This window comes from Mesorhizobium sp. XAP4, from assembly GCF_029269325.1.
GTDB lineage: Bacteria > Pseudomonadota > Alphaproteobacteria > Rhizobiales > Rhizobiaceae > Mesorhizobium > Mesorhizobium ciceri.
Window position 1 is genome coordinate 145,552 of the sequence record NZ_JARIXW010000007.1, and the last position, 26,247, is coordinate 171,798.

A 26,247-nucleotide genomic window follows, 5' to 3' on the forward strand; every position below is an offset into this window, starting at 1 on the left:
GGGAGTTTGGGGCGCCGGACGTGGATCGACAGAGCTTGCAAGTGGAGCAGCCGATAATGACCGAGCTAAAACAGAATTCTCCGGCCAGGGATTGGCTTGAAGCCGAGCTCGCCGACACGCTTGACGAAGACTATGAGCTCGAAATGTCGGAGCCGGCGCTGTCGATGGAGATCGCCAAGATCTACAAGAACTCGCATCCGCCTTCGATCGATCGCATGCAGTATTTTCGCGACCTGATCACCCTGCAGTCCGAATTGATCAAGCTGCAGTCCTGGGTCGCCCACCACAAGAAGAAGCTGGTGGTGATCTTCGAGGGACGCGATTCGGCCGGCAAGGGCGGTGTCATCAAACGCATCACCCAGCGCCTCAACCCGCGCATCTGCCGTGTCGTCGCACTGCCGGCGCCGACGGAGCGCGAAAAGTCGCAATGGTATTTCCAGCGCTATGTCCCGCATCTGCCGGCCGGCGGCGAGATCGTGCTGTTCGACCGCTCATGGTACAACCGCTCGGGCGTCGAGCGGGTGATGGGCTTTGCCCAGCCCGATCAGGTCGAAGAATTCTTCCACGACGTGCCGGAATTCGAGCGCATGCTGGTCCGCTCGGGCATCACCGTGGTCAAATACTGGTTCTCGATCACCGACGAGGAACAGCAGATGCGCTTCCTGATGCGCATCCACGATCCGATGAAACAGTGGAAACTGTCGCCGATGGACCTGCAGTCGCGCGTGCGCTGGGAGCAGTACACCAAGGCCAAGGAAGAGACCTTCGCCCGCACCAACATCCCGGAAGCGCCCTGGTTCATCGTCGAGGGCAACGACAAGAAACGCGCGCGGCTGAACTGCATCGACCATCTGCTCAAGCAGCTGCCTTACGAGGAAGTGCCGCACGAGGAGATCACTTTGCCGGAGCGCGTCTTCAACCCCGAATACGAACGCCAGGTGCTGCCGCGCGAGCTCTACGTGCCGGAGAAGTATTGAGGCAGACGAAGCTGCGATCTCCCCCACGAGGGGGGAGATTGGCTCTCCACCTTACGCCCGCTTGATGGTGACGTGCGTTGCGAGCGGGGTCGCCACCTGCTCGCTGCAGACATAGCCGAGCTTGAGCATGTCCAGGCCGGCAAAAAGGTTCTCGCCCGTGCCCAGCAGCACCGGCGCGATCGCCAGATGCATCTCGTCGATCAGTTTTTCCTGCAGATATTGCCGTATGGTGGCGACGCCGCCGCCGACCCGCACATCCTTGCCGCCAGCGGCAGCCTTGGCCCGTTCAAGAGCTGAATGGATGCCGTCGACGACGAAGTGGAAAGTGGTGCCGCCCTCCATCGTGATCGGTTCCCGCTTGTGATGGGTCAGCACGAAAACCGGCACATGATAGGGCGGGTTGTCGCCCCACCAGCCTTTCCAGCTGTCGTCAGGCCATTCGCCGCGGATCGGTCCGAACATGTTGCGGCCGAGGATCCAGGCGCCGACATTTTCGAAGCTGCGCGCCGCGAACGCCTCGTTGACGTCGGTGGTGCCGCCATCTTGTCCGAGCACCATCTCGCGGAAGGTGCGGGTGTCGACAAACCACTTGTGCAAGGATTCCCCACCGACGCCGAGCGGATTTTGCAGATCCTGATCGGGACCGGCGCCATAGCCGTCGAGCGATAGGGTGAAAGCGTTGACGCGAAGTTTGGACATGCGAGCCTCCTCGATAACCGATTGTGTTTTGCAAGCAGTTTTTTGTAACAAACCGATTGTGAATTGCAAGCGGTATTTTCAAGCTCAAACGAAGCCCACGCAACGGTCAAGTGGCCCTCGCTATGGATTCCCCGGCCAAGAGCCGGAAATTGGTATGGATGTCGAAGCGGATTGGCCGACATTGCTCGCCGCGACCGGCCGTCGTCGCGAAGAGAAATTACCCCTTCAGCATCTCCGCCACTTCGGGTGCGAAATAGGTCAGGATGCCGTCGCAGCCGGCGCGCTTGAAGGCGAGCAGCGATTCCAGCATTGCCTTCTCGCCGTCGATCCAGCCATTGGCGCCTGCCGCCTTGATCATCGAATATTCGCCCGACACCTGGTAGGCGAAGGTCGGCATCTGGAACTCGTCCTTCAGCCGCCGGATGATGTCGAGATAGGGCAGGCCGGGCTTGACCATCAGCATGTCGGCGCCCTCGGCGATGTCCTGTTCGGCCTCTCTCACCGCCTCGTCCGAATTGGCATGGTCGATGTAATAGGTCTTCTTGTCGCCCTTGAGCAGACCGGCGGTGCCCACCGCCTCGCGATAGGGTCCGTAGAAGGCCGAGGCGAATTTGGTCGCATAGGACATGATCGCCACGTCCTGAAAACCATTGGCATCGAGCGCGTCGCGGATGGCGCCGATGCGGCCGTCCATCATGTCGGACGGTGCGATGATGTCGGCGCCGGCGGCCGCCTGGATGACTGCGGCGGCGGTCACCTGTTCCACTGTCTCGTCGTTGACGATGATGCCGTCGCGCAGGATGCCGTCATGGCCGTGGCTGGTGAATGGGTCGAGCGCTGCGTCGGTGATGATGCCGATCTGCGGTACCGCATCCTTGATCGCACGGGTGGCGCGGTTGATCACATTGTCGGGATCGAGGATGTGCGAGCCGGTCTGGTCGCGCAGCGAGATGTCCACATTGGGGAAGGTGGCGAGGGCGGGAATGCCGAGTTTTGCCGCGCGCTCTGCCTCCTTGACGGCGAGATCGATCGACAGGCGGAAGACGCCGGGCATGGCGGCGATAGGCTCGCGGATACCCTTGCCCTCGACGACGAAGATCGGCCAGATCAAATCGTCGACCGTGAGCCGGTTCTCCTGCACCAGACGGCGCGACCAGTCGGCCTTGCGCATACGGCGCAGACGGCGGCTGCCGGTGATCTCGTCGACGCCGCGCGCGCCGGCGGGCTTTGCGGGGGTGAATTTGTTCATCGCCAGTACTCTCGTTCGGGCAGGCTTTTACCACGAGCTCCCGCCGCTGACCAATGCGGCACGATTGTGCCAGCGACCGGGTCGAGGCCTATTCGGGTTGCCCATTGCCTGACAGAATCTGTGCCGCGCCCCTGATGGCGACACGGAAAGCCTCGTCGAAGCCGACACCGCGCACCTGCCAGACGTAGGTCTTGCCGGCCATGGCCAGCCGCCAGTCGGCGATCCAGCCCAGTTCCTTGTCGCTCCAGACGAGACTGCCGTAAAGCGCCTGGTCGGCGCCGGCTTTCTCCGCAAGGGTGTCGAGCTTCGTCATCTCGGCATTGCGAAGCGCCTGATCGTCCAATCCGGCCTGCGACAGCTGCGCCACCGTGGGAAAAGTCACCTGCATGGCCAGCGGTACGGCGGCATTGCCGAACGATTCGCGCATCAGCATGCCACGGTCGTCCTCGGCATCGAGCGCGTAATGCGTTGTTCCGCGCTCGGTCGCCAAAAACACCGCCAGCCGTGGCCGCTCGGTCAGCCACGGCCTGCTGCCGAGCGAAGCCAGCACCGGGTCGATGTCAGCAGGCTTGTACTGGCAGTAGAGATTATGAGGCCGATCGTACGTGCCCTGGTCGTCATGGTTGGGAATGCCTTCCATGCGGTCGCGATAGTGGAAACTGGCGACGAAGGTGCCGGCTTTGTCGCGCAATGCCGTCATTTCAGGTTTCGCCGGCAGGCGCTGATCGCCGGAAACCCGCACCAGAACCGCGTCGAGGCAGCGCTTGAAGCCGGACTGGCGGTTCTTCTCGTACTTGCCGTTGACGATGGTCTGCGAGCTGTAGAGGTCTTGCAAAGTCCCCGCCATGACCGGGTGAACAGCCAAGCAGAGGCTCAGCCCGATTGCCACCGGCGCAAGGTGCGAAAATCGAGTCATAAACAATCGTCCCGTTCGAAGACCCACCAGGTACGCTGCAATAAACTCTACCCAGTTTTCCGTATTGCAGCTCCATTTTTAGCACTGGCTCCTGGTCCGGGCCAGAGCTTGCACCGGTGTCCTCGCCATTGACGCACCCATGCGCCACGCTTTAGCACTTCAGTCCCGGCGGCCGGGAGAGGGATTCTTTCACGATGGATTTTGGCGGAGGCGACGAGATCCGCTTCGAACATCTGGGCCGGGCCGGCGTCGTCACCTTGACGCGGCCGCAGGCGCTCAATGCCTTGACGCACCGCATGATCGGGGCGCTCGACGCCGCTCTTTCCGCCTGGGAGGCCGACCAGGGCATCGACGTCATCGTCGTCAAGGCAGAGGGCAGGGCCTTTTCGGCCGGCGGCGATATCCTGCATGTCTATGAGACAGGCCGGGCGGGAAAACCGCCGGTCGAGTTCTTCGCCGACGAATACCGGCTCAACGCCCGCATCAACAGCTACAAGAAGCCCTATGTCGCCCTGATCGACGGTATCGTCATGGGTGGCGGCGTCGGCATCTCCTTCCACGGCTCGCACCGGGTGATGACCGAGAATGCCCAGTTTGCCATGCCGGAAGTCGGCATCGGCTTCTTTCCGGATGTTGGCGCCAGCCACCTGCTGCCCGATCTCGGCGGCTCCTTCGGCATGTATCTGGCGCTGACCGGCAATCGCATTCGATATGGCGATGCGCTGTGGTCTGGGCTGGCCACCCATACCATCAAGGCCGAGGACCAGGCTGGCTTCCTCGACCGGCTGGCGTTGACCGGCGATCCGGAATCGGTGCTGCGCGGCTTCTTCGTGCAGGCAAGGCGAGAAACCGACAGGCCGACGCTGGAGGCGATTGTCCGTCATTTTTCGCAACCGTCCCTGAACCGCGTCATCGACAGCCTCGAGCGTGCGGCCGCCGCCGATGAGTTCGCGGCAAAGACGCTGGCGACGATCCGCACCCGCTCGCCGACCAGCCTGCGCGTCGCCTGGCGGCAGATCAGCGCCGGACTGACGCTGTCCATGGAAGCCTGCATGAAGATGGAGTTCCGCATCCTCAACCGGATGCTCGCCGGCCATGATTTCTACGAAGGCATCCGCGCTGCCATCATCGACAAGGGCTCGAAGCCGCAATGGCGGCCGGCAAGCCTCGCTGCGGTCAGCGAAGCGGATGTCGATGCCTATTTCGCTCCGCTCGGCGAACGGGAACTCCTGATATGAGCGAGGTGACCTCAAGGCGCATCGTTCTGCAGCCCTCCGGGGTGGAGGTGATCTTCGCCTGGTTCCAGCGCGTCATATCGGGCTACTGCCTGCTGTTCGGCATTCTCTACTGGATCAAGCTGATCGGCTTTTATCCGGGCACACTGTGGCGTTTCGACCTGATGCCCGTGCACTGGCAGGTCGCGGCGGTGGTGCTCGCCGTGTTCTTTCCCTTTGCCGCTGCCGGCCTGTGGATGCTGGCGTCCTGGGGCCCGGTGATATGGTTCATTTGCGCGGTGACCGAGACGGTCATGTACGCCGGCTTTCCCGAGTTGTTCGGCCACCGCTTGCTGATTGTCGTCTCGCATGCGGCGGTGGCGGTGCTCTATATCGTCTTTCGCGTCGTCATCTACCTGCAGAAGCGCCCGGTCCGCCACTAAGCCGTTGAACCCATTGGCGGCCCGGCTGTCGCCTCGAATGAGCCCTGCAATCGTTGCCGAAATCTTTAGGTTAATTATCCTTGCTCGGGTGACCGTTCGTTAAGCCTCTTCCGAAACCCCTTACCGGTAAGCTCTTGTTAGCCCTAGCGTTTAAGTCGAATTTTATGAGTATTCGATAGTGTCGCGATCAAGGTGAAAAACAAAAAATCACCAGGGCGACAAACGAGAGGCAAAGACAATGATCAATTCGCGTCCGGCGGCGAAGACCGCCAACGTATCCGACGATCGCCGTGAGGCTATCCGTTCCCTGTACATGGAATCGCTGCAGCTTGTTGAACGGCTGCACCGCCGCCTGCTTGATGTGATCAAAGACGAATTCGACCGCAACGGCCGTTCCGACATCAATGCCATCCAGGCACTGCTGCTGTTCAACATCGGCAATTCCGAACTGACCGCCGGCGAGCTGCGCTCGCGTGGCTACTATCTCGGCTCGAACGTCTCCTACAATCTGAAGAAGCTGGTCGATCTCGGCTTCATCAACCATCAGCGCTCGCGCATCGACCGCCGTTCGGTCCGTGTCTCGCTGACGCCGAAGGGCAATGAGGTGGCCGAGGTCGTCGCCGGCCTCTACGAGCGTCATGTCGGCTCGATCGAACAGGTCGGCGGCATCAACACCGATGAGTTCAAGCAGATGAACCGCGCTTTGCAGCGGCTCGACCGCTTCTGGAACGACACCATCGCCTACCGGATGTAAGACATCCGCCGCATCGGATCCGGCCCGCGCCACAGAAGCGCGGCCGAAATATCGACCTTCAGTCAGGGCCGGTGCCGAGAGGCATCGGCCTTTCTTTGATTTGGCTGGTCGTTATACTGGGCGGCCGATCACCGATCGATACCCAAAAAGCACGGTCCGTTCTTTTCGGAATGCTGGCCGGTCGGATTTGGCCGCAAGGCCACGTTGCCGCCATATTCCAATGGAACCGAGAATGGCAGTGATGCTGTGGTGAAGGCCATGCGTTCACCCGCAGCCCGTATCGCGCCTGTGCGTTGTCACACCAAGCTGATACGGACCATGGTTGGCTAATTGTTAAGATTGCCAATTTTACAGTGCGGGCGAGATCGCCCGGTGATCAACGCAGCAAGTGATCGAACTGCTACCAATGTCTGGAACGTCCATGAAAACCAGCCGTCGTTTTTTCCTGTCCGGAGCCTCCGCGCTCGCAGCCGCGGTGGTCGCCGGCGGCGCCAATGCGCAGGATGTGATCGGTGATATCCTGAAATCCTCGGCGCGCGGCAATTGGGACGACCAGTTCGACGCCCGCGCCAGCGAGGGTGGCAAGGTGGCCTCGACGCTGCCGATCTTCAGCCCGCAGACCGTTGCTTTCACGGAACAGGCGGTCGGGCAATACCAGAACATTGTCGGGCAGGGTGGCTGGGTCGAGGTTCCCGCGACCAAGAAACTGCAGCTCGGCGTCGATGATCCCGATGTGGTGCCATTGCGCAAGCGCCTGATGGTCGCGGGCGACCTGTCGCAGAGCGCCGGCATTTCGACGGCTTTCGATTCCTATGTCGACTCGGCAGTCAAGCGCTTCCAACTGCGTCACGGCCTGCCGGCTGATGGCTCGATGGGCAAATACACCTATGCGGCGATGAACGTTTCGGCGCAGATCCGGCTTGGCCAGTTGCAGACCAATCTTCAGCGGCTGCGCGAGAAAGCCGGCACGCTGGGCAGCCGCTACGTGCTGGTCGACATTCCGGCAGCCCAGGTCGAAGCGGTCGAGAACGACCGCGTCGTGCTTCGCCACACCGCGATCGTCGGCAAGATCGATCGCCAGACGCCGATCGTCAATTCCAAGATCACCGAGATCATTGTCAATCCATACTGGAACGCGCCGGTCTCGATCGTGCGCAAGGACATCATTCCGCTGATGCGGAAAAATCCCGATTATCTCAAGAACAGCCACATCCGCCTGTTCGCGCCCGATGGCAGCGAAGTCGATCCGATGAATGTCGACTGGTCGACCGACGACGCCGCCAAGTACCGGTTCCGCCAGGATCCCGGCTCGGAAAACGCCATGGCTTCGGTGAAGATCAATTTCCCGAGCCCTGACGGCGTCTACATGCACGACACGCCGCAGCAGAGCCTGTTCGGCAAGATGTTGCGTTTCGATTCCTCGGGCTGCGTGCGCGTGCAGAATGTGCGCGACCTCGTCACCTGGATCCTGCGCGACACGCCCGGCTGGGACCGCCAGCATTTCGAGGCGGCGATCAAGACCGGTGAAAACACGCCGATCCAGGTCACCAATCCGGTGCCGGTCCACTTCCTCTATCTCTCGGCCTGGTCGACCGGTCCGGGCGTGGTGCAGTTCCGCGACGACGTCTACGCGCTTGATGGCAACAACGAGCTGCAGATCACGTCCGCGCTTTAAGTATTTGATTTCTATTTAAAAAGGCCGCCTCTCAGGGCGGCCTTTTTTCATTGATTGGGTGCCGCGGCGTTTTTCACGGGAGGGCGGCTGGACGGATCGGCCGGCTTTGCGCATGGTCGGCGGGAAAGCCTGGAACCGGACCATGGAAGTCGCTGTCTTCATTCTGGTCGTGCTCGTCTTCGTGGCGCTTTCCGGCGCGCTGGTTCGCCTGGTGCGGGTGCCGTTGCCGGTGCTGCAGATTGCGATCGGTGCCGCGCTCGCCTGGCCGGTGCGCGGCATCCATGTCGAGATCAATCCGGAACTGTTCCTGCTGGTGTTCATTCCGCCGCTGCTGTTCGGCGATGCCTATGGCGCACCGAAGCGTGAACTGATGGCGCTGCGCGGACCGATCCTGGATCTGGCCATAGGGCTGGTCTTCTTCACCATCGTCGGCTTCGGCTACGCCTTGCATTGGCTAGTGCCGAGCATCCCTCTGGTGGTCGCTTTTGCGCTTGCCGCGGTGCTGTCGCCGACCGACGCGGTGGCTGTGTCCTCGATCGTCGACAGGAATGTTGTCCCGGCGCGGCTGATGCACATTCTCGAAGGCGAGTCGCTGCTCAACGACGCTTCAGGCCTCGTCATGTTCCGCTTCGCCGTCGCAGCAGTGCTGACCGGCAGCTTTTCCCTTGCCGCGGCTTCGTTCAGTTTTCTCTATGCCGTGGCGATCGGCATCCTGATCGGCGTCGCGGCGCTGTTCGTTGCCGCCAAGCTGCTGCAATTGCTCAACCGGATCGGCGGCATGCCGGCCGAAGCGCAGGTGCTGGTGATGGTTCTGCTGCCCTTCATCGCCTATCTCGGCGCCGAGCATGTCGGAGCGTCCGGTATTCTGGCGGCTGTTACCGCCGGCCTGCTCACCGGCGGCTCCGGCGTGTTTCGCTTCCTCGGCGTCTCGGCCCGCATGCAGACGATGTCGCTGTGGACGACGCTTTCCTTCGTTTTCAACGGTGCTCTCTTCATCGTGCTCGGCCTGCAGCTTCCCGACATCATCCGCCATGTGCCGCCGGAACTCATGAGCCTGCACCCGATCATCCAGCCGATCGCGACCGTCGTGGCGCTGACGCTGTGCCTGATCGCGTTGCGCTTCCTGTGGATATGGGTCGGCGATCTCGCAGCCGGCATCGCCGCACGTCTGGGCAAGCGCAAGGTGGAGCCGTTCGGGTTGCGCGTGCGGCTCGCCGGTTCGGTGGCCGGCGTGCGCGGCGCCATCACGCTGGCCGGCATATTGTCGCTGCCGCTCGCCATGCCGGACGGCTCGCCGTTCCCGGCACGCGATCTGGTCATTTTCCTGGCCGCCGGCGTCATCATCTGTTCGCTGGTCTTCGCCAGTCTCGCTCTGCCGACGATCGCCAGGGGGCTGGTCGAGCCGGGTGAGGATGCCGGCGCCGCCGAGGAGCGGCTGGCGCGTGTCGGCGCCGCCAAGGCGGCAATCGCGCGCATCGAGAGCATCGCCGGAGCCGCAGATGATGAGGGAGGCGAGGTGCCCGGCGCCAGGCTTGCCGCCGCCGATAGCATCGTCGCCGGCTACCGGCGCCGCATCGCCGCCTCGGACGAAGCCGATGAGGCCCGCGCCGAGGCGCGTGAAGCCGGAAGGCTGGAGCTCGAATTGAGATTTGCGGGCATCGAAGCCGAGCGCGAAGCCGTGCGCGCCATGTTTCGCAGCGGCGAGATCAACGACCATACGTCGCAGGCGCTGTTTACCGAGATCACGCTCACCGAGGCATTGCTGAGGGGCCGGAAGGCGAGGAAATAACGACGCGCGGGCCTGGCTGGCGCAATCCGGCCAGCAAATTTCGCGTGGCAAACGTGGCGGGGCGAAAACAACTGTGTTAATGGCGCCGCGTGCAGGTTGCCCAAAAGTGTACAGCGGTTTGGGCAACGACATGCGTAAACAAAATTGCCCCCGAACCCCGAGGATTTCAGGCTATGGCAACAGCAGCGGCAGTGTCGAACAAATTCGAATCCTTCTTCGAAACCACGCTGGCCGACGCCGATCCGGAGATTTTCGGCGCCATCCGCAACGAACTCGGCCGCCAGCGCCACGAGATCGAGCTGATCGCCTCGGAAAACATTGTTTCCCGCGCGGTGCTTGAGGCGCAGGGCTCGATCATGACCAACAAATATGCCGAGGGCTATCCGGGCAAGCGCTACTACGGCGGCTGCCAGTTTGTCGACGTGGCCGAGGAACTGGCCATCGAGCGCGCCAAGAAGCTGTTCGGCTGCAACTTCGCCAATGTCCAGCCGAATTCCGGCAGCCAGATGAACCAGGCCGTCTTCCTGGCGCTCTTGCAGCCGGGCGACACGTTCATGGGCCTCGACCTCAATTCCGGCGGCCATCTGACCCACGGTTCGCCGGTCAACATGAGCGGTAAATGGTTCAAGGTCGTCTCCTATGGCGTGCGCCAGGACGACCATCTGCTCGACATGGATGCCATCGAGAAGACCGCGCATGAAACCAAGCCGAAGCTGATCCTGGCCGGCGGCACCGCCTATTCCCGCGTCTGGGACTGGAAGCGTTTTCGCGAGATCGCCGACGCGGTCGGCGCCTATCTGATGGTCGACATGGCGCACATCGCCGGGCTGGTCGCCGGCGGCGTGCATCCGTCGCCGCTGCCGCATGCCCACGTCGTGACGACCACGACGCACAAGTCGCTGCGCGGCCCGCGCGGCGGCATGATCCTGTGCAATGACGAGGACATCGCCAAGAAGATGAATTCGGCGGTGTTCCCCGGCCTGCAGGGCGGCCCGCTTATGCATGTCATCGCCGCCAAGGCGGTTGCCTTCGGCGAAGCGCTGAAGCCAAGCTTCAAGGTCTATGCCGAGAGCGTTGCCGCCAACGCCAAGGCGCTCGCCTCCAGCCTCAAGGAAACCGGTCTCGACATCGTCTCCGGCGGCACAGACAACCATCTGATGCTGGTCGATTTGCGTCCGAAGAACGCCACCGGCAAGCGCGCCGAGGCGGCGCTGGGCCGCGCCAACATCACGTGCAACAAGAACGGTATTCCGTTCGACCCGGAAAAGCCTTTTGTCACCTCGGGCGTGCGTCTCGGCACCCCGGCCGGCACCACGCGCGGCTTCGGCCAGGCCGAATTCCGGGAGATCGGCAAGCTGATCGCCGAAGTGCTGGATGGTCTCAAGGTCGCCAATTCCGACGAGGGCAATGCCGCCGTCGAAGCAGCGGTCAAGGCCAAGGTCGTGGCGCTGACCGATCGCTTCCCGCTCTATCCCTATCTCGGCTGACCCGATAGGAAGTTTTACCGCCTGCTGCAACGACAAGCGTCGTTTCAGCAGGCCGGGGCGACCGACAGGAGCCTTGATGATGCGACCATTTCGTTTCGCCGACCTCGGCGCCGTTGGCGCTCTGGCTGCTTTGATCGCCGGGCTCCCCGGCAACGCCTTGGCGCAAACCGCCCCTGCTCAAGCCGCGCCCGCGCAACCCGCTCATGCGCAACCCGCACCTCAGCCCGAGCCCGCGGCGCCCGCCCAGACGGCACCCAAGCTCGAAACCTTTGGCAGATGGTCGACCCTGGTCGACGAGGCCGACACCGGTGAGGATCTGCGCAAGACCTGCGCGGCCTCGACCGCCTTTATCGGCGCTGGCGGCGAGAGCGGCGTTCTGACGCTCATCATCACGAACGGTGATGCACTGCCGCCGGATGCCTACCCGTCCGTAACGATCGCCGTCGACAACAAGGCCTTGCCGGCCGGCAAGTCGGTTGCCGCCACTTTCGGCGACGACAAGGGCCGCGTCACTGCCAAGCTCCATTCCGATGGCGCCGTCAACGGCCGGCTCAGTTGGACCGTCGACAACCAGTCCAAGACCAGCCTGGCGCTCCTGCGCGCCATGCGCCGGGCATCGGTGCTTGACGTCTCCTTCGGCGATGCGCCGGTTGGAAGCATATCCATGGACGGCTTCACCAAGGCCTATCGTAGTCTCGGCGCATCGTGCGGGTTTCCGACCGCCGACGTTGCTCCCTGAAGACATCGGTACGATGTGCGGCTGCTGGCGAGGCTGGCAATCCTGCTTGCGCCTCGCTATCTCTGAAGGGCGAGGGAGCTGTTGGCGACACTTTGCCATCGCTGCAAAAACCTCTAAGCCTTTCGCTTCACCAGATTCGCCAACCAAAGGCTTCTCCATGCGCTGTCCCTATTGCCAGTCGGAAGATACGCAGGTGAAGGATTCGCGCCCCGCCGAGGATGGCGCGGCGATCCGCAGGCGGCGCGTCTGCCCCGATTGCGGCGGCCGTTTCACCACCTTCGAACGCGTGCAGTTGCGCGACCTCGTCGTGGTCAAGAAATCGGGCCGCAAAGTGCCCTTCGACCGCGACAAGCTGTTGCGCTCGGTGGAGATCGCCGTGCGCAAGCGCAATGTCGATCCCGAACGCATCGACCGCGCGGTGACAGGCATCGTGCGCCAGCTCGAAAGTTCCGGCGAGACAGAGGTTGCTTCGGGAGAAGTCGGCCGCCTGGTCATGGAAGCGCTGAAGTCGCTCGACGATGTCGCCTATGTCCGTTTCGCCTCGGTCTACCGCAATTTTCGCGAGGCCAAGGATTTCCACGAATTGCTGGGCGAGCTCAAGGGCGACGAAGTCAAGGGTGAAGAGGAAGCCAGCTGAGCATGACTGCAAGCGAACAGGCCGCCCTTGATCGCCGCTTCATGGCAGCGGCACTCAGACTGTCGCGAAAAAATGCCGGGCGCACCGCGACCAACCCGTCTGTCGGGACGCTGATCGTGCGCGATGACGGCAATGGTCCGATGATCGTCGGCACCGGCGTCACCGCTGTCGGCGGCCGTCCGCATGCCGAGACCGAGGCCCTGGCCGAGGCCGGCGACCTCGCGCGCGGCGCCACCGCCTACGTCACGCTGGAACCTTGCGCCCACCACGGCCGCACGCCGCCTTGCGCCAATGCGCTGGTCAATGCCGGCGTTGCGCGGGTCGTCGGTGCCGCCAGCGATCCCGATTCGCGCGTGTCCGGCAAGGGTTATGCGATCCTGCGCGCGGCCGGTGTCGAGGTGGTCGAGAAGGTGCTGGCGGCGGAAGCCGCCGAGCAGATGGCCGGCTATTTGATTCGATCGTTGAGAAAACGCCCGGAAGTGATTCTCAAGCTTGCGCTTTCCAGCGACGGCAAGATCGGCAGGGAAGGTGACGGGCAGGTGTCGATCACCGGCGATATCGCGCGCCGAGAAGTGTATCTGATGCGGGCTGAGGCGGACGCCATACTGGTTGGTATCGGCACCGCCCTTGAGGATGATCCGGCCCTGACGGTGCGTTTGCCGGGGCTTGAGAACCGTTCGCCTGCCCGCATCGTGCTCGACCGCCAGCTCAGGTTGCCGGAGGCCTCGAAGCTGGTTTCGGGCGTCGACCGGGTACCGCTCTATATCGCCGCCTGCCTGGAGGCCGATCCGCTGCGGCGGGCAGCACTCGAACGCGCCGGCGTGCGCTTCATCGGCACCGAGACGCACGAGGGCGGCGTAGCCTTGCCGGAACTACTCGAGGATCTGGCCGCGCTCGGCATGGCCAGCGTGCTGGTCGAGGGCGGCGCCAGGGTGGCGAGCGCTTTCCTGGCCGACGGGCTGGTCGACCGCATCATGCTGTTCCAGGGACCGGATGCAATCGGCGACGACGGCATTGCATCGCCGATCGACGCCGACCATATCCCGGCAGGATTTCGCAAATTGCGCGACATGCGTTTCGGCGAAGACAGCTACGCCGAGTGGACAAGAGACCTCTAGGGATCAACACCGATGTTTACCGGAATTGTCACCGATGTCGGCACTGTCGCGTCCGTCAAGCCGCTCAGGGAAGGGGCGGGGCTGCGCATCGACACAGCCTATGACCCGCAGACCATCGCCATCGGCGCCTCGATCTCCTGCGGCGGCGTCTGCCTGACAGTCACGGCCTTGCCCGACAGCGCCTCGAATGCACGCTGGTTCGAGGTTGAAGCATGGGAGGAAGCCTTGCGGCTGACCACGGCCTCGGGCTGGAAATCCGGCACCAAGGTCAACCTGGAGCGGGCGCTGAAGATCGGTGACGAACTCGGCGGCCACATCGTTTCGGGCCATGTCGACGGCATGGCCGAAATCGTCGAGCGCAAGGATGAGGGCGATGCCGTGCGCTTCACGCTGGAAGCGCCGCGCGACCTGGCGAAGTTCATCGCGCCCAAGGGCTCGGTCGCGCTCGACGGCACCTCGCTCACCGTCAACAAGGTCGAAGGCACGCGCTTCGACGTGCTTTTGATCCACCATTCGCTGACCGTGACCACCTGGGGTGAGCGCAAGGTCGGCGACCGCGTTAATCTCGAGATCGACACCATGGCGCGTTATGCGGCGCGGCTGGTCGAGGCGACGAAAGAGGGGCTTTAAGTGCTGCTGCACTCGACTTAATCAGTTTTAATCGCTATGATTAAATCTGATTGTGAGGCTCTGATGGATACAAAAGTAATCACCGCTCACGTTCCGCTGCCGCTGGCTGAAAAGGTAGATCAACTGGCTGCCCGCCTTGAGCGCCCACGCGGCTGGATCGTCAAACAAGCTCTTTCCGCGTGGGTGGATTTGGAGGAGGAGCGCCGACGGCTCACGCTTGAAGCAATGGCCGATGTCGACGCAGGACGGGTCATCGATCACCAGGCCGTGCAGGCGTGGGCTGAGAGTCTTGGTACCGACAAGCCACTGCCGGTGCCTCGTTGATGGAGTTGAAATGGACCAACAAGGCTTTGTCCGACTTGGTCCGGCTACATGATTTTCTCGTGCTAGAAAATGGCCCGGCGGCCGCACGTGCCGTGCAGTCGCTTACTGCCGCGCCGGCACGGTTGGTCGAATATCCGCGCATCGGTGAGAGACTGGAAGAGTTCGAACCACGAGAAGTGCGTCGCATTTTGGTAGGCAGCTACGAAATTCGTTACGAGATACAGAACACGACAATTTCTGTGTTGCGCCTGTGGCATACGCGAGAGGATCGATAGGACAGGAGTCCATCCAGCAATCTTCCGCTTGCGATGAACCCGGCTTCGGCCTAAGTCACCGGCAACTCCCCGGAGACTTTTATGGCTGGTACATCCCAACACGGCAAAGCCTTCATTCGTCCGAAGGCGAAGGCGCATCTGCTCATTGTCGAAGCGCGCTTTCATGACGACCTTGCCGATGCGCTGCTCGACGGCGCGACAAGCGCGCTCGATGAAGCGGGCGCGACTTACGACGTCGTCACCGTTCCAGGTTCGCTGGAGATCCCCGCGGTGATCACCTTTGCACTGGACGGCGCGACGGAAGGCGGCACACATTATGATGGCTTTGTCGCGCTGGGCACCGTCGTCCGCGGCGACACTTACCATTTCGACATTGTCGCCAATGAATCCAGCCGCGCGCTCATGGATTTGAGCGTGCAGGACTCGGTCTGCATCGGCAACGGCATTCTCACCACCGAGAATGACGCCCAGGCCTGGACTCGCGCCAAGCGCTCGGAAGGCGACAAGGGCGGCTTTGCCGCGCGTGCGGCGCTGACCATGATTGCCCTCAAGGAACAATTGGGAGCGCGATCGTGAGCGAACCCGCTTCGCCCGGGCAGCCTGCGATGCGCCACGCCAACAAGCGCGGCGCTGCCCGTCTGGCCGCCGTGCAGGCGCTCTATCAGATGGATGTCGCCGGCAGCGGTGTCTTCGAGATCACCGCCGAGTACGAGGCGTTTCGCCTTGGCAAGGAAGTCGACGGCGCGCTCTATCGCGAGGCCGATGCGCAATGGTTTCGCGCTATCCTGGCGGGTGTCGTCGAGAACCAGAAGACCATCGATCCGATCATCCGCCAGGCGCTGACCGAGGACTGGCCGCTGTCGCGGCTCGATTCGACGCTGCGCGCCATCCTGCGCGCCGGCGTCTACGAACTGATGAAGCGCGAGGATGTCCCGGTCGCCGTCATCGTCTCCGAATATGTCGACATCGCCAAGGCCTTCTACGAGGAAGACGAGCCGAAGCTGGTCAATGCCGTGCTCGACCGTGTGTCACGCCGGGTGCGTGGCGAGGGGCGCGGCAAGGACGCATCATGACGGCAATCGCCGTCGAGGCAGGCAGCGAGGCGCGCCGCACGGCGCTGATCCTGGCCGCATCGCAGGCGATCATCGGCTCGGCGGCCCCCATCGCCATCTCCGTGGGGGCGCTGGCCGGGCAATATCTGCTTGGCCCCGACAAATCATTGGCGACAGCGCCGATCACCGGCTTCAACATCGGCGTGGCGCTCGGCGCGCTGCCTGCAGCGGCCATCATCCGCAGAATGGGCCAGCGCGGCGGCTTCATGACCGGAACGATCGTCACGGCGCTTGGCGGCCTGATCGCTACGCTTGCGCTTTTTCAAGGGAGCTTCTGGCTGTTTGCCTTTGGCTTGCTCACGATCGGTGTCGGCGGCGCCTTCGTCCAGCAGTTCCGCTTCGCCGCCGCTGACAACGCACCGCCGGAATTCAAGGCGCGCGCCATCTCCTTCGTGCTGGCCGGCGGCATCGTCACCGCTATCCTCGGGCCGCAGATTGTCATCTTCACCCGCGAATCGCTGGCGCCGGTCATGTTTGCCGGTTCGTTCGTGTCCATCCTGCCGCTGGCCGCCGTCGGCGCCATCATCCTGTCATTCCTGCGGCTGCCGGCGAAAGCATCCGGCAAGGTGGAGATCGCCGACAGCGACGCCAGACCACTGGCTGAAATCGTCACGCAGCCGCGTTTCGTCGCCGCGCTTTTCTGTGCGGTCGGCAGCTACGCGCTGATGAGCTTCGTCATGACGGGCGCACCGCTGGCCATGGTCGGCTGCGGACTGTCGGAGACCGACGCGACGCTGGGCATCTCCTGGCACGTCATGGCGATGTTTGCGCCAAGCTTCTTCACCGGCTCGCTGATCCATCGCTTCGGCGCCGAACGCATTGTGACCACCGGCCTGATCCTGCTCATCGGCTGCGCCATTGTCGCTCTGTCGGGCCTGGCGCTGTGGCAGTTCTGGACGTCGCTGATCCTGCTGGGCCTTGGTTGGAACTTCGGCTTCATTGGCGCGACCGCAATGGTGGCCTCCACCTACCGGCCGTCGGAAAAGGGCAAGGTGCAAGGCTTCCACGACTTCGTCCTGTTCGGCTCCGTCGCCTGCGCCTCACTGATGTCGGGCATGGTCTACAACGCCTGGGGCTGGGAGATGCTGAACTGGATAGTCTTTCCGGTCACCGTCCTGTGCTTCGTGGCGCTGGGCGCGCTGAAGGTGACGAGCGCGCGCCCGGCTTGACGCCAAGCCTATGCGTCCGGCGGCAACACCTGAAGCACCCTCGCTATGAACATATGGAACTCAGCCATGTAGTTGCGCAGGAAGTCCTCGGTGGATTCGACCGTCACTTCGCCGTCGTCCGTTATCAGTCCCGGCGTGAACTGGATATAGGCTTCCGGCGCATTCATCTGGGGTGAGTTGCAGAAGCTCAGAACGCTGCGCAGGCTTTGTTGGGCGACAGCGGTTGCGATGGCGCCCGGCGATGTTCCGATGACGGCGGACGGTTTGCGCGCGAATGAATTCTTTCCATAGGGGCGGCTCGCCCAGTCGATCGCGTTCTTTAATCCGCCAGGGATCGAGCGGTTGTACTCCGGGGTAACGAACAGGACGGCTTGGACGGACGCGATCGCCTTTTTGAAATCCCGGGCGACCGGCGGGAAATTCGCATCATAATCGTAGCTGTAAAGAGGCAGATCCCTGAAGGCGATTTCCGTCATTTCAAGTTCCGGAGGAGCCAGTTGAACGAGCGCCTTCGCGAGCTTGCGGTTGATGGATTCCCGGGCAAGACTTCCGATGAGGTAGCCGACTTTGTGTAAGGCCATGACACGCTCTCCGTGTTTGCCACCCGCACCCTATGGCATTATCCGCCAGATGGCAGCAGATCGCCAGCGTCGCCTCAAAATCGGCCTTCCGAACAAAAATATTGCGCTGATCCCCCTTGTTATGAAACCGTGTGCCCCGACTGGCCGTTGAAGCCATGCTCATATGCGGTCATCGCGTTTCGGTTCATAGCTAGGGGTTTTCACAATGTTTTCAGTCAAGTTTCTGGCCGGCGCGGCATTGGCGCTCGGCATCACGGTGGCTTCCGCCAATGCCCAGGTGGTTGTCTCTTCGAAAATCGACACCGAGGGCGGCGTGCTCGGCAACATCATCCAGCTCGTCCTCAACGCCAACAACATCAAGACATCGGACCGCATCCAGCTCGGCGGCACGCCGGTGGTGCGCAAGGCGATCACCGCCGGCGAGATCGACATCTATCCCGAATACACCGGCAACGCCGCCTTCTTCTTCGAGAAGGCCGACGACCCGGTCTGGAAGGATGCCGCCAAGGCCTATGAAACGGCCAAGAAGCTCGACTACGACGCCAACAAGATCGTCTGGCTGTCGCCGTCGCCCGCAAACAACACCTGGGCGATCGCGCTGCGCAAGGAAGTCGCCGAGACCAACAAGCTCGCCACGCTCACCGACTTCGGCAAATATGTCGCGGGCGGCGGTCAGGTGGTGCTGGCGGCTTCCGCCGAGTTCGTCAATTCGGCGGCTGCACTGCCGGCCTTCCAGACCACCTATGGCTTCACGCTGAAGCCGGACCAACTGATCACTCTCTCAGGCGGCGACACCGCGGCAACCATCGCCGCGGCCGCCAACCAGACCAACGGCGCCAATGCGGCCATGGTCTACGGCACCGATGGCGGCATCGCACCGTCCGGGCTCGTCGTGCTCGACGACGACAAGGGCGTGCAGCCGGTCTACCAGCCGGCGCCGATCATCCGCGAAGCGGTGCTGAAGCAACATCCCGAGATCGAGACGCTGCTGAAGCCGGTCTTCGCCAAGCTCGACCTCGTCACGCTGCAGGAGCTGAATGGTCGCGTGCAGGTCGGCGGCGAGCCGGTCAAGGGCGTCGCCGAGGACTTTTTGAAGAAGAACGGCTTCCTGAAGTAGGACGATTCCGGCGCGCCGCTTTCGTGGCGCGCCGGATCGACTGACGGGGGAGGGCGTGAACATCCGCTTCGACAAGCTCGGCGTGGTCATCGCCGCTATATCAGCCTACGCGGCTTTTGCCGCGCCCTTTGCCACGTTCCGTGCCAACCGCATCGTCCCCGGCCAGGCGCGCTCGATTCTCGAGGCGCTGCCGGCAACCACCGGGACGCTGCTGCTCGTCATCGTCGTCGCCGCAGCACTCATCGCGCTGTTCAAGACACTGCTTGCGCTGCGCCTTGCCGCCAGCGTGGTGGCGCTTGCCGCGCTCGCGCTGCTGATCGGCGTCGCCGGAACATTCCTCACGCCGGAGGGCAACACCTTTGCGAGAGTTTCGCCAGCCTCCGGTTTCTGGATTCTGATCTTTGCCTTCACGCTTTTGCTTGCCGATGTGCTGACACGGCTGAACCTGTCGCCATTGGCACGAGTTGGCGTGCTTGCGGTCTCGGCTTTGGCGATCGGGCTGCTGTTGATTTCGGGAAGCTGGGACAATCTGTCGATCCTGAAGGAATATTTCAACCGCGCCGACAGTTTCTGGGCGGAGGGCTCCAAGCATGTGACGCTGGCGCTAGGGTCGCTGCTTGCGGCAGTGGTCGTCGGCCTGCCGGTCGGTATTCTCTGCCATCGCGTCGAGAATCTGCGCGCCGGCGTTCTCAACGTGCTCAACATCATCCAGACCATTCCCTCGATCGCGCTGTTCGGCCTGCTGATCGCGCCGCTCGGCTGGGTGGCCACGCATGTGCCGGGGGCTGCCGCGCTCGGCATTCGCGGCATCGGCACAGCCCCCGCCTTCGTCGCGCTGTTCCTTTATTCCCTGCTGCCGGTGGTGGCCAACACCGTGGTCGGTCTCGCTGGCGTGCCGCGCGCCGCCAACGACGCGGCACGCGGCATGGGCATGACCGAACGCCAACGCCTGTTCGGCGTCGAGTTTCCACTGGCCTTTCCAGTGATCCTGACCGGCATCCGCATCGTCTTGGTGCAGAACATCGGCCTCGCCACCATTGCCGCGCTGATCGGCGGCGGCGGTTTCGGCGTATTCGTCTTCCAGGGTGTGGGCCAGACGGCGATGGACCTTGTGCTGCTCGGCGCGGTGCCAACGGTCGCGCTCGCCTTTGCCGCCGCCATCATCCTCGATGCGGTGATCGAAATGACCGCCACCAGGCGCAGGGTTGAAACGGCATGATCGAGATCGAAGGCATTACCAAGCGCTATGACGCGACGACCGTGGTCGATGACGTGTCGATGGTCATCGAGCCGCGCACCATAGCCGTCATTGTCGGCACGTCCGGTTCCGGCAAGACGACGTTGCTGCGCATGATCAACCGGCTGGTCGAACCGACCTCGGGCATCATCAAGCTCGACGGCGCCGACAATCGTTCGCTGCCCGGTTATGAGCTGCGCCGCAGCATCGGCTACGCCATCCAGGGTCACGGCCTGTTCCCGCATCGTACGGTGGCGCAGAACATTGCCACCGTGCCGGTGCTGCTCGGTTGGGACAAGGACCGCATCAAGGCCCGGGTCGACGAACTGATGACGCTCTATCAGCTTGACCCCGAAGCCTTCGGGCCGCGCTACCCGCACGAACTGTCCGGCGGCCAGCAACAGCGCGTCGGCGTTGCCCGCGCGCTCGCCGCCGAGCCCAACGTGCTGTTGATGGACGAACCGTTCGGCGCCCTCGACCCGATCATCCGCAACAAGGCGCAGGAAGATCTGCTGGCGATCCAGAAGCGCTTCGGCACCACCATCATCCTGGTCACCCACGACATGGAAGAGGCCGTGCATATGGGCGACAAGATCGCGGTCATGGATGCCGGCAAGCTGGTGCAATACGCCAAGCCCGCCGAGATCCTGGCAAAGCCGGCAAGCGCCTTCGTCGAGACCCTGGTCGGCGCCAGCGAAAGGCCGTTCCGGTTGCTGTCGCTCGGTCGGGTCCGCGATGCCGTGGAGAAGGGCTCCGCCGAAGGCGAGGCGATCCCCGGCGACGCCAGCCAGCGTGACGCGCTGGCCGAATTGTTGTGGACGGGCCGGCCGGCGCTGCCGGTCAAAGGCGCCGATGGCAAGCCGCTTGGCCGCGTCACCGTCGACGGGCTGGTGAAGCGCGCGGCGAGGCCGGCATGAAGGCCTGGCTTCCATCGTTGCTCAGACTTGCCCTGGTGATGCTGCTCGTTGCCTTCGTCACCAATCCCGGCTGGTTCGTGCCGCTGCTGAAGCCGCTGACCGAAAACAATGCGCCGGTGATCTACAACCAGGGCAGCCTGCTGACGCTGACATTGCTGCATTTGCGCACGGTTCTGATCGCCACCGTGGCAGCAACCATCGTTGCGGTGGCGCTTGCCATCCTGGTCACCAGGCCGGCCGGCGCCGAATTCCTGCCGCTGTCGCGCAGCCTGGTCAACATCGGCCAGACCTTTCCGCCCGTGGCGGTGCTGGCACTCGCTGTGCCGGCCGTCGGCTTCGGCGAGAAGCCGACACTGATCGCGCTGTTTCTCTACGGCCTGCTGCCGATCTTCGAGAACGCGCTGACCGGCCTGACGACGCTACCTGCCAATGTCGTCGAGGCGGCGCGCGGCGCCGGCATGACCGGTTGGCAAAGGCTCACCAAGGTCGAACTGCCGCTCAGCGCCCCGATCATTCTCGGCGGCATCAGGCTGTCGGTGGTGATCAGCCTTGCCACGGCGACCATCGGTTCGACCGTGGCAGCCAAAACGCTGGGCGAAGTGATCATCGCCGGGTTGTTGTCCAACAATCTCGCCTTCATCCTGCAGGGCGGCCTGATCGTGGCAGCCCTTGCCGTGCTGATCTATGACGGCCTGTCGGCCATAGAGCGCTACACGGCGCGCCGGATGGGCCGGGAGGCAGAGTAGCCGCGTCCTGCGTCAGGGCTAATTTCAATCGATCTAATCCCCGGGTGCTGACGGCAGCCGCCGCCTGGTCCCAACCATTTGGGCGAAAGCCGGGCAAAAACCGAACAATATCTTGACGTTCGCAGCCCTGTTTCGCATACACCGCTGCGAAGAGGCGGATTCCGTGCTCGGAATCCGGTCTTTGTCTCAACGGCCCAGGGAGGGGTTCTTTTGGGCCATCAATCGAGGAAAATCCGGCAATGACAATTATTTCCGCCGTCATCGCCTGCGGCCTGCTTTCAATCCTTTACGCCATCTGGGCGACACGTTCGGTCCTTGCGGCCGATCAGGGCAATGCACGCATGCAGGAAATCTCCGCGGCTATCCGCGAGGGCGCACAAGCCTATCTGGCGCGTCAGTACACCACCATCGCCATCGTTGGCGTCGTCGTCCTCGTGCTCGCCTGGTGGTTGCTGTCCATCACCGCCGCGATCGGCTTCCTGATCGGAGCGGTGCTTTCAGGCGCCGCCGGCTTCATCGGCATGCATGTCTCCGTTCGCGCCAACGTTCGCACGGCGCAGGCCGCATCGAACAGTCTCGCTGCCGGCCTCGACATCGCGTTCAAATCGGGCGCCATCACCGGCATGCTGGTTGCTGGCCTCGCCTTGCTCGGCGTGTCGATCTACTACCTCATCCTGACCCACTTCATGGGCCTCCAGCCCAATGACCGCATCGTCATCGACTCGCTGGTCTCGCTCGGCTTCGGCGCATCGCTGATCTCGATCTTCGCTCGTCTCGGCGGCGGCATCTTCACCAAAGGCGCCGACGTCGGCGGCGATCTCGTCGGCAAGGTCGAAGCCGGTATTCCCGAAGACGATCCGCGCAACCCGGCCACGATCGCCGACAATGTCGGCGACAATGTCGGCGACTGCGCCGGCATGGCCGCCGACCTGTTCGAAACCTATGCGGTGACTGTCGTCGCCACCATGGTTCTGGCTGCCATCTTCTTTGGCGGCACCGCCGTGTTGGGTGCGGCCATGCTTTATCCACTCGCCATCTGCGGCGCCTGCATCCTGACCTCGATCGTCGGCACCTTCTTCGTCAAGCTCGGTTCCAACGGCTCGATCATGGGCGCACTCTACAAGGGCCTGATCGTCACTGGCCTGCTGTCCATCGTCGGCCTCGGCGTCGCCACCCAGGTGACGCTCGGCTGGGGTGAGGTCGGCACTGTCGCCGGCATGGTCATCACCGGCAAGAACCTGTTCATCTGCGGCCTGATCGGCCTCGTGGTGACCGGTCTCATCGTGGTCATCACCGAATACTACACCGGCACCAACAAGCGCCCGGTCAATTCCATCGCCCAGGCGTCGGTCACCGGTCACGGCACCAACGTCATCCAGGGCCTCGCGGTCTCGCTGGAATCGACGGCGCTGCCGGCGATCGTCATCGTCGGCGGCATCATCTCGACCTATCAGCTTGCCGGCCTCTTCGGTACGGCGATCGCGGTCACGACGATGCTCGGCCTTGCCGGCATGATCGTTGCGCTCGATGCCTTCGGCCCGGTCACCGACAATGCCGGCGGCATCGCCGAAATGGCCGGCCTGCCCAAGGAAGTGCGCCACTCCACCGACGCGCTCGACGCGGTCGGCAACACCACCAAGGCGGTGACCAAGGGCTACGCCATCGGCTCCGCTGGTCTCGGCGCATTGGTGCTGTTTGCCGCGTACTCGAACGACCTGAAGTTCTTCGCCGCCAATGGCGACAGATATCCCTACTTCCAGGGCATGGGCGAGATCTCCTTCGATCTCTCCAACCCATACGTCGTCGCCGGCCTGATCTTCGGCGGGCTGATCCCGTATCTGTTCGGCGGCATCGCCATGACGGCCGTCGGCCGTGCGGCGGGCGCCATCGTCGAGGAGGTGCGCAAGCAGTTCCGCGAGGATCCGGGCATCATGGCCGGCACCTCGAAGCCGAACTACGCCCGCGCGGTCGACCTTCTGACCAAGGCGGCAATCAGGGAAATGATCATCCCGTCGCTGCTGCCGGTGCTGGCGCCGCTCGTCGTCTATTTCGGCGTGCTGCTCATCTCGGGCTCGAAGGCGTCTGCCTTTGCAGCGCTGGGTGCCTCGCTGCTCGGCGTCATCGTCAACGGCCTGTTCGTCGCTATCTCGATGACCTCTGGCGGCGGCGCCTGGGACAACGCCAAGAAGTCCTTCGAAGACGGCTTTGTCGACAAGGACGGCGTCAAGCATCTCAAGGGTTCCGAGGCGCACAAGGCTTCGGTGACCGGTGACACGGTCGGCGATCCCTACAAGGACACCGCTGGCCCCGCCGTCAACCCGGCGATCAAGATCACCAACATCGTCGCGCTCCTGCTGCTGGCCGTGCTCGCGCACGGCTGATCTAGGCTTCAGCCCGAAACAACCCGCGGGAGCGATCCCGCGGGTTTTTTGTTGAGCAAAGCCATGTCGACGCGTCAACAAGCCGATCTCTTGCATGCGGTAAATGCGCCGGTATCTCATCTACCGGCTTGGGTTTTGACGGCTTAAGCATCGCCGGCAAACATACGGGGATCTTGCCCTGATCGAGGCCACAACAAAAACCCGCAGGATCGCTCCCGCGGGTTTTTGGTCGCCTGAGATGATGAGGCTCCAGGAATGGAAGCCGAAAGGAATTAGGCGCCGCCGCCCGGAATGCTAGGTGCCAGCTTGCTGGCACCGTTGATGATCTGGCTGAGGAAGTTCTGGTCCTTGCCGCCGGTCGGTGTGGTGCGTGAGATGAAGTCGAACATCTTGCCGTCCTTCATCCCGTAATTGGCGATCTGGGTGACGCGGCCATCGGCGCCGAAATAGACCGCCAGCACATGCTGATCAATGAGCCGTGGCTTGTCGAAGGCGACGTAGCGCTTGCGCGTCTGCGAAATGTAATAGAAGGCCTCGTTGTCGAACGTCGCGGTCGTCGACGGCGTGCCGAGTGCCAGAAGCACCTGCTCGCGGCTCGAACCGACCGGCACCAGGTCGATTGCCTGCTGGTCTATGACGTAACCTTGCGTCAGCGTCTCACTCGGGCTGAGGTCGCCGATCATCTTGGAGGTGTGGCAGGCCGATAGTGCCGAAACGATCATCAGCAGCGAGATCGCGCCGGCGGGCCTGGACGAGAAGGTCGACTTGAAATTCAGCGCGCGCAACAACAACTCCATTAGCTGGCCGCAACTTGCGCTGGGCCGCGAAACCGGTAAACCAGCTTGCTTGCCGATGCAACAAGCCCACTTCAACAAACGGTCCCCAGGAGACCATCCCCAATGTTCCAGCGCTTTTTTGGCCGCGAACGCTACGCCAACCGCGCTATCACCGAGGCGCTTTACGCACAAATCGTGGCGGCGGCGCGGCAGACGGTGTTTTATTCCCACTGGAATGTGCCAGACACGCCGCTTGGCCGTTTCGAGATGCTGTCGCTGCACATGTTCCTGTTCCAGCACAGGTTGCGCGGTGAGAGCGGTGCGGCGCAAGAGGTCGCCCAGGTGCTGATCGACGAGTTCTTCCTCGACGTCGACCATTCGTTGCGGGAATTGGGCATTGGCGACGTTGGCGTGCCCAAACGCATGAAAAAGCTGGCAAAGATGTTTTATGGCCGAACCGCTGCCTATGACGATGCCCTGGAAAGAAACGACCATGAAGCGCTGACCGCGGCTCTTGCCCGCAATGTCCGGCCCGACGCGGGCGCCTGGCTGGAAGCATCGCTGCTGGCCAACTATGTTACCGACGCGCGCAATCATCTGGTCGCGCAGACATCCGAATCGATTGTCTCCGGCACGCTGACCTTTCCCGCCGCCAAGGAGGTTGAACAATGAAGCATGTGGACCCGCAAAGCCCGGTCTCCTTCCGTGCAAACATCACGCGCCTGCCGCAAAAGGGCCTGCCGCTGGTTATCGAAGCTGATGCCGCACAGCGTGCGGCACTGGCCGAGGAGCACGGGTTGATTTCGGTCGAATCCTATCGCGCCGAGCTTCTGGTCGCGTCGTGGAAGCGCAATGGCGTGAAGATAAGCGGTCGTGTCGAAGCCGACATCACCCAGGCCTGCATCGTCACGCTCGAGCCTGTCGAAGCGCATATCGACGAACCGGTCGAAGCGCTGCTGCTGCCCGAGGATTCCAAGCTTGGACGGCAGGGTTTCGATGGTGGCGGCGAGATCCTGCTCGACGCGGAAGGCCCTGACAGTCCAGAGACATTTTCCGGTGACACGATCGATGTCGGGGCACTCGCCGAACAGTATTTCGGGCTCGCCATCGACCCCTATCCGCGTAAGCAGGGCGCATCGCTCAACGCCGGCAGCGAGACCGAACCGGCGGAGAATGAATTTCAGCAAAAACTGCGATCCTTGCTGGGAAAATCCTGAAAAGCTCGCCCGCGACGGAAAAGTCGGTTGTGTGGCAGCCCAAAACCGTTATTTTCGCCGAACCTTCG

Annotated in this window: 28 protein-coding genes; 23 read left to right on the forward strand and 5 right to left on the reverse strand. The window is 62.9% G+C overall.

Translation table 11 applies throughout. The features are described 5' to 3' along the window. Nucleotides 1-56: 56 nt before the first annotated feature. Nucleotides 57-977, forward strand: a complete 921-nt coding sequence (gene ppk2, locus P3C39_RS26920) for a polyphosphate kinase 2 (RefSeq protein WP_013532260.1) — start codon at nt 57-59, stop codon at nt 975-977. Nucleotides 978-1,028: 51 nt separating this feature from the next. On the opposite strand, the gene P3C39_RS26925 is transcribed toward ppk2, so the two are convergent. The 3 genes from P3C39_RS26925 to P3C39_RS26935 form a co-directional block, all read right to left on the reverse strand. After that, nucleotides 1,029-1,676, reverse strand: a complete 648-nt coding sequence (locus tag P3C39_RS26925) for a dihydrofolate reductase family protein (protein ID WP_064995450.1) — start codon at nt 1,674-1,676, stop codon at nt 1,029-1,031. Between the two features lie 217 nt (nt 1,677-1,893). Further along, on the reverse strand, nt 1,894-2,925 hold the full coding sequence (hemB, locus tag P3C39_RS26930; RefSeq protein ID WP_013532258.1) for a porphobilinogen synthase: 1,032 nt from the start codon (nt 2,923-2,925) through the stop codon (nt 1,894-1,896). Between the two features lie 88 nt (nt 2,926-3,013). After that, on the reverse strand, nt 3,014-3,841 hold the full coding sequence (locus P3C39_RS26935; RefSeq protein WP_275954701.1) for a DUF2066 domain-containing protein: 828 nt from the start codon (nt 3,839-3,841) through the stop codon (nt 3,014-3,016). Nucleotides 3,842-4,035: 194 nt separating this feature from the next. Here P3C39_RS26935 and P3C39_RS26940 point away from each other — a divergent pair, with 194 nt between their 5' ends. From P3C39_RS26940 to P3C39_RS27010, 15 genes are all read left to right on the forward strand, one after another. Then, nucleotides 4,036-5,079, forward strand: a complete 1,044-nt coding sequence (locus tag P3C39_RS26940) for an enoyl-CoA hydratase/isomerase family protein (protein WP_013532256.1) — start codon at nt 4,036-4,038, stop codon at nt 5,077-5,079. After that, nucleotides 5,076-5,498: a DUF6163 family protein gene (locus tag P3C39_RS26945; RefSeq protein WP_013532255.1), complete on the forward strand. Its 423-nt coding sequence runs from the start codon at nt 5,076-5,078 to the stop codon at nt 5,496-5,498. The genes P3C39_RS26940 and P3C39_RS26945 overlap by 4 nt, the downstream gene beginning before the upstream one ends. Before the next feature lie 238 nt (nt 5,499-5,736). Next, nucleotides 5,737-6,252 carry a winged helix DNA-binding protein gene (locus P3C39_RS26950; RefSeq protein WP_008875359.1) on the forward strand — a complete coding sequence of 172 codons (516 nt, stop codon included), beginning with the start codon at nt 5,737-5,739 and terminating at the stop codon, nt 6,250-6,252. A 421-nt stretch (nt 6,253-6,673) separates the two neighbouring features. Then, complete coding sequence (locus tag P3C39_RS26955; RefSeq protein ID WP_127366821.1) at nt 6,674-7,927, forward strand: L,D-transpeptidase family protein; 1,254 nt, start codon at nt 6,674-6,676, stop codon at nt 7,925-7,927. A gap of 142 nt (nt 7,928-8,069) precedes the next feature. Beyond that, nucleotides 8,070-9,716 (forward strand): Na+/H+ antiporter, encoded by a 1,647-nt coding sequence (locus P3C39_RS26960; RefSeq protein ID WP_275954700.1) that lies wholly within the window; start codon nt 8,070-8,072, stop codon nt 9,714-9,716. Nucleotides 9,717-9,889: 173 nt separating this feature from the next. Further along, the gene (glyA, locus tag P3C39_RS26965) at nt 9,890-11,203 is read left to right on the forward strand and encodes a serine hydroxymethyltransferase (RefSeq protein WP_013532252.1); all 1,314 of its coding nucleotides are present in this window, start codon (nt 9,890-9,892) and stop codon (nt 11,201-11,203) included. Nucleotides 11,204-11,279: 76 nt separating this feature from the next. After that, nucleotides 11,280-11,942 carry a hypothetical protein gene (locus tag P3C39_RS26970; protein WP_064995447.1) on the forward strand — a complete coding sequence of 221 codons (663 nt, stop codon included), beginning with the start codon at nt 11,280-11,282 and terminating at the stop codon, nt 11,940-11,942. A 157-nt stretch (nt 11,943-12,099) separates the two neighbouring features. Further along, nucleotides 12,100-12,579, forward strand: coding sequence for a transcriptional regulator NrdR (gene nrdR / locus P3C39_RS26975; RefSeq protein WP_013532250.1), 480 nt, complete (start codon nt 12,100-12,102; stop codon nt 12,577-12,579). A gap of 2 nt (nt 12,580-12,581) precedes the next feature. Further along, complete coding sequence (ribD, locus tag P3C39_RS26980; RefSeq protein WP_275954699.1) at nt 12,582-13,697, forward strand: bifunctional diaminohydroxyphosphoribosylaminopyrimidine deaminase/5-amino-6-(5-phosphoribosylamino)uracil reductase RibD; 1,116 nt, start codon at nt 12,582-12,584, stop codon at nt 13,695-13,697. A gap of 12 nt (nt 13,698-13,709) precedes the next feature. Further along, nucleotides 13,710-14,327, forward strand: a complete 618-nt coding sequence (locus tag P3C39_RS26985) for a riboflavin synthase (protein WP_064995446.1) — start codon at nt 13,710-13,712, stop codon at nt 14,325-14,327. 63 nt (nt 14,328-14,390) lie between these two features. After that, nucleotides 14,391-14,651 carry a ribbon-helix-helix domain-containing protein gene (locus tag P3C39_RS26990; RefSeq protein WP_013532247.1) on the forward strand — a complete coding sequence of 87 codons (261 nt, stop codon included), beginning with the start codon at nt 14,391-14,393 and terminating at the stop codon, nt 14,649-14,651. After that, nucleotides 14,651-14,926 carry a type II toxin-antitoxin system RelE/ParE family toxin gene (locus P3C39_RS26995; protein ID WP_063171900.1) on the forward strand — a complete coding sequence of 92 codons (276 nt, stop codon included), beginning with the start codon at nt 14,651-14,653 and terminating at the stop codon, nt 14,924-14,926. Before P3C39_RS26990 ends, P3C39_RS26995 begins: the two co-directional genes overlap by 1 nt. An 81-nt stretch (nt 14,927-15,007) precedes the next feature. Continuing rightward, a complete protein-coding gene (ribH, locus tag P3C39_RS27000) occupies nt 15,008-15,502 on the forward strand; it encodes a 6,7-dimethyl-8-ribityllumazine synthase (protein ID WP_013532245.1) in 495 nt (164 codons plus the stop codon). Next, on the forward strand, nt 15,499-15,999 hold the full coding sequence (nusB, locus tag P3C39_RS27005; protein WP_013532244.1) for a transcription antitermination factor NusB: 501 nt from the start codon (nt 15,499-15,501) through the stop codon (nt 15,997-15,999). Before ribH ends, nusB begins: the two co-directional genes overlap by 4 nt. Further along, nucleotides 15,996-17,207 carry an MFS transporter gene (locus P3C39_RS27010; RefSeq protein WP_063167767.1) on the forward strand — a complete coding sequence of 404 codons (1,212 nt, stop codon included), beginning with the start codon at nt 15,996-15,998 and terminating at the stop codon, nt 17,205-17,207. The genes nusB and P3C39_RS27010 overlap by 4 nt, the downstream gene beginning before the upstream one ends. 8 nt (nt 17,208-17,215) lie before the next feature. Here P3C39_RS27010 and P3C39_RS27015 read toward each other — a convergent pair whose 3' ends face one another. Then, the gene (locus tag P3C39_RS27015; RefSeq protein ID WP_275954698.1) at nt 17,216-17,788 is read right to left on the reverse strand and encodes an NADPH-dependent FMN reductase; all 573 of its coding nucleotides are present in this window, start codon (nt 17,786-17,788) and stop codon (nt 17,216-17,218) included. Between the two features lie 205 nt (nt 17,789-17,993). Between P3C39_RS27015 and P3C39_RS27020 the strand changes: the two genes are divergently transcribed. The 5 genes from P3C39_RS27020 to P3C39_RS27040 all read left to right on the forward strand — a co-directional run bounded on the left by P3C39_RS27020 (nt 17,994) and on the right by P3C39_RS27040 (nt 24,186). Next, on the forward strand, nt 17,994-18,905 hold the full coding sequence (locus P3C39_RS27020) for an ABC transporter substrate-binding protein (RefSeq protein ID WP_013532241.1): 912 nt from the start codon (nt 17,994-17,996) through the stop codon (nt 18,903-18,905). A gap of 55 nt (nt 18,906-18,960) precedes the next feature. Further along, a complete protein-coding gene (locus tag P3C39_RS27025; protein WP_275954697.1) occupies nt 18,961-20,124 on the forward strand; it encodes an ABC transporter permease in 1,164 nt (387 codons plus the stop codon). Then, nucleotides 20,121-21,059, forward strand: a complete 939-nt coding sequence (locus P3C39_RS27030; RefSeq protein ID WP_013532239.1) for an ABC transporter ATP-binding protein — start codon at nt 20,121-20,123, stop codon at nt 21,057-21,059. The genes P3C39_RS27025 and P3C39_RS27030 overlap by 4 nt, the downstream gene beginning before the upstream one ends. After that, nucleotides 21,056-21,805, forward strand: a complete 750-nt coding sequence (locus tag P3C39_RS27035; RefSeq protein WP_013532238.1) for an ABC transporter permease — start codon at nt 21,056-21,058, stop codon at nt 21,803-21,805. The genes P3C39_RS27030 and P3C39_RS27035 overlap by 4 nt, the downstream gene beginning before the upstream one ends. Nucleotides 21,806-22,044: 239 nt before the next feature. Beyond that, on the forward strand, nt 22,045-24,186 hold the full coding sequence (locus P3C39_RS27040; protein ID WP_275954696.1) for a sodium-translocating pyrophosphatase: 2,142 nt from the start codon (nt 22,045-22,047) through the stop codon (nt 24,184-24,186). 272 nt (nt 24,187-24,458) lie between these two features. Here P3C39_RS27040 and P3C39_RS27045 read toward each other — a convergent pair whose 3' ends face one another. Further along, entirely contained in the window at nt 24,459-24,971 is a 513-nt protein-coding gene (locus tag P3C39_RS27045) for an outer membrane protein assembly factor BamE (RefSeq protein ID WP_013532236.1), read from the reverse strand. A gap of 114 nt (nt 24,972-25,085) precedes the next feature. Between P3C39_RS27045 and P3C39_RS27050 the strand changes: the two genes are divergently transcribed. Further along, a complete protein-coding gene (locus P3C39_RS27050; RefSeq protein WP_275954695.1) occupies nt 25,086-25,634 on the forward strand; it encodes a ubiquinol-cytochrome C chaperone family protein in 549 nt (182 codons plus the stop codon). Continuing rightward, on the forward strand, nt 25,631-26,179 hold the full coding sequence (locus P3C39_RS27055) for a DUF177 domain-containing protein (RefSeq protein ID WP_027162417.1): 549 nt from the start codon (nt 25,631-25,633) through the stop codon (nt 26,177-26,179). The genes P3C39_RS27050 and P3C39_RS27055 overlap by 4 nt, the downstream gene beginning before the upstream one ends. Nucleotides 26,180-26,247: the final 68 nt, after the last annotated feature.

Excerpts from the sequence above, each read along its gene's own strand:
- ribH (WP_013532245.1), top strand. The coding sequence starts at position 15,008 with ATGGCTGGTACATCCCAACACGGCAAAGCCTTCATTCGTCCGAAGGCG.
- ribD (WP_275954699.1), top strand. The coding sequence starts at position 12,582 with ATGACTGCAAGCGAACAGGCCGCCCTTGATCGCCGCTTCATGGCAGCG.
- P3C39_RS26940 (WP_013532256.1), top strand. The coding sequence starts at position 4,036 with ATGGATTTTGGCGGAGGCGACGAGATCCGCTTCGAACATCTGGGCCGG.
- P3C39_RS26970 (WP_064995447.1), top strand. The coding sequence starts at position 11,280 with ATGATGCGACCATTTCGTTTCGCCGACCTCGGCGCCGTTGGCGCTCTG.
- P3C39_RS26925 (WP_064995450.1), bottom strand. The coding sequence starts at position 1,676 with ATGTCCAAACTTCGCGTCAACGCTTTCACCCTATCGCTCGACGGCTAT.
- P3C39_RS27040 (WP_275954696.1), top strand. The coding sequence starts at position 22,045 with ATGACAATTATTTCCGCCGTCATCGCCTGCGGCCTGCTTTCAATCCTT.
- P3C39_RS27015 (WP_275954698.1), bottom strand. The coding sequence starts at position 17,788 with ATGGCCTTACACAAAGTCGGCTACCTCATCGGAAGTCTTGCCCGGGAA.
- P3C39_RS26955 (WP_127366821.1), top strand. The coding sequence starts at position 6,674 with ATGAAAACCAGCCGTCGTTTTTTCCTGTCCGGAGCCTCCGCGCTCGCA.
- P3C39_RS27055 (WP_027162417.1), top strand. The coding sequence starts at position 25,631 with ATGAAGCATGTGGACCCGCAAAGCCCGGTCTCCTTCCGTGCAAACATC.
- nrdR (WP_013532250.1), top strand. The coding sequence starts at position 12,100 with ATGCGCTGTCCCTATTGCCAGTCGGAAGATACGCAGGTGAAGGATTCG.
- P3C39_RS27035 (WP_013532238.1), top strand. The coding sequence starts at position 21,056 with ATGAAGGCCTGGCTTCCATCGTTGCTCAGACTTGCCCTGGTGATGCTG.
- P3C39_RS26945 (WP_013532255.1), top strand. The coding sequence starts at position 5,076 with ATGAGCGAGGTGACCTCAAGGCGCATCGTTCTGCAGCCCTCCGGGGTG.
- P3C39_RS27020 (WP_013532241.1), top strand. The coding sequence starts at position 17,994 with ATGTTTTCAGTCAAGTTTCTGGCCGGCGCGGCATTGGCGCTCGGCATC.
- P3C39_RS26950 (WP_008875359.1), top strand. The coding sequence starts at position 5,737 with ATGATCAATTCGCGTCCGGCGGCGAAGACCGCCAACGTATCCGACGAT.
- glyA (WP_013532252.1), top strand. The coding sequence starts at position 9,890 with ATGGCAACAGCAGCGGCAGTGTCGAACAAATTCGAATCCTTCTTCGAA.
- P3C39_RS26960 (WP_275954700.1), top strand. The coding sequence starts at position 8,070 with ATGGAAGTCGCTGTCTTCATTCTGGTCGTGCTCGTCTTCGTGGCGCTT.
- P3C39_RS26995 (WP_063171900.1), top strand. The coding sequence starts at position 14,651 with ATGGAGTTGAAATGGACCAACAAGGCTTTGTCCGACTTGGTCCGGCTA.
- hemB (WP_013532258.1), bottom strand. The coding sequence starts at position 2,925 with ATGAACAAATTCACCCCCGCAAAGCCCGCCGGCGCGCGCGGCGTCGAC.
- P3C39_RS27010 (WP_063167767.1), top strand. The coding sequence starts at position 15,996 with ATGACGGCAATCGCCGTCGAGGCAGGCAGCGAGGCGCGCCGCACGGCG.
- P3C39_RS26990 (WP_013532247.1), top strand. The coding sequence starts at position 14,391 with ATGGATACAAAAGTAATCACCGCTCACGTTCCGCTGCCGCTGGCTGAA.
- P3C39_RS27030 (WP_013532239.1), top strand. The coding sequence starts at position 20,121 with ATGATCGAGATCGAAGGCATTACCAAGCGCTATGACGCGACGACCGTG.
- P3C39_RS26985 (WP_064995446.1), top strand. The coding sequence starts at position 13,710 with ATGTTTACCGGAATTGTCACCGATGTCGGCACTGTCGCGTCCGTCAAG.
- P3C39_RS26935 (WP_275954701.1), bottom strand. The coding sequence starts at position 3,841 with ATGACTCGATTTTCGCACCTTGCGCCGGTGGCAATCGGGCTGAGCCTC.
- P3C39_RS27050 (WP_275954695.1), top strand. The coding sequence starts at position 25,086 with ATGTTCCAGCGCTTTTTTGGCCGCGAACGCTACGCCAACCGCGCTATC.
- ppk2 (WP_013532260.1), top strand. The coding sequence starts at position 57 with ATGACCGAGCTAAAACAGAATTCTCCGGCCAGGGATTGGCTTGAAGCC.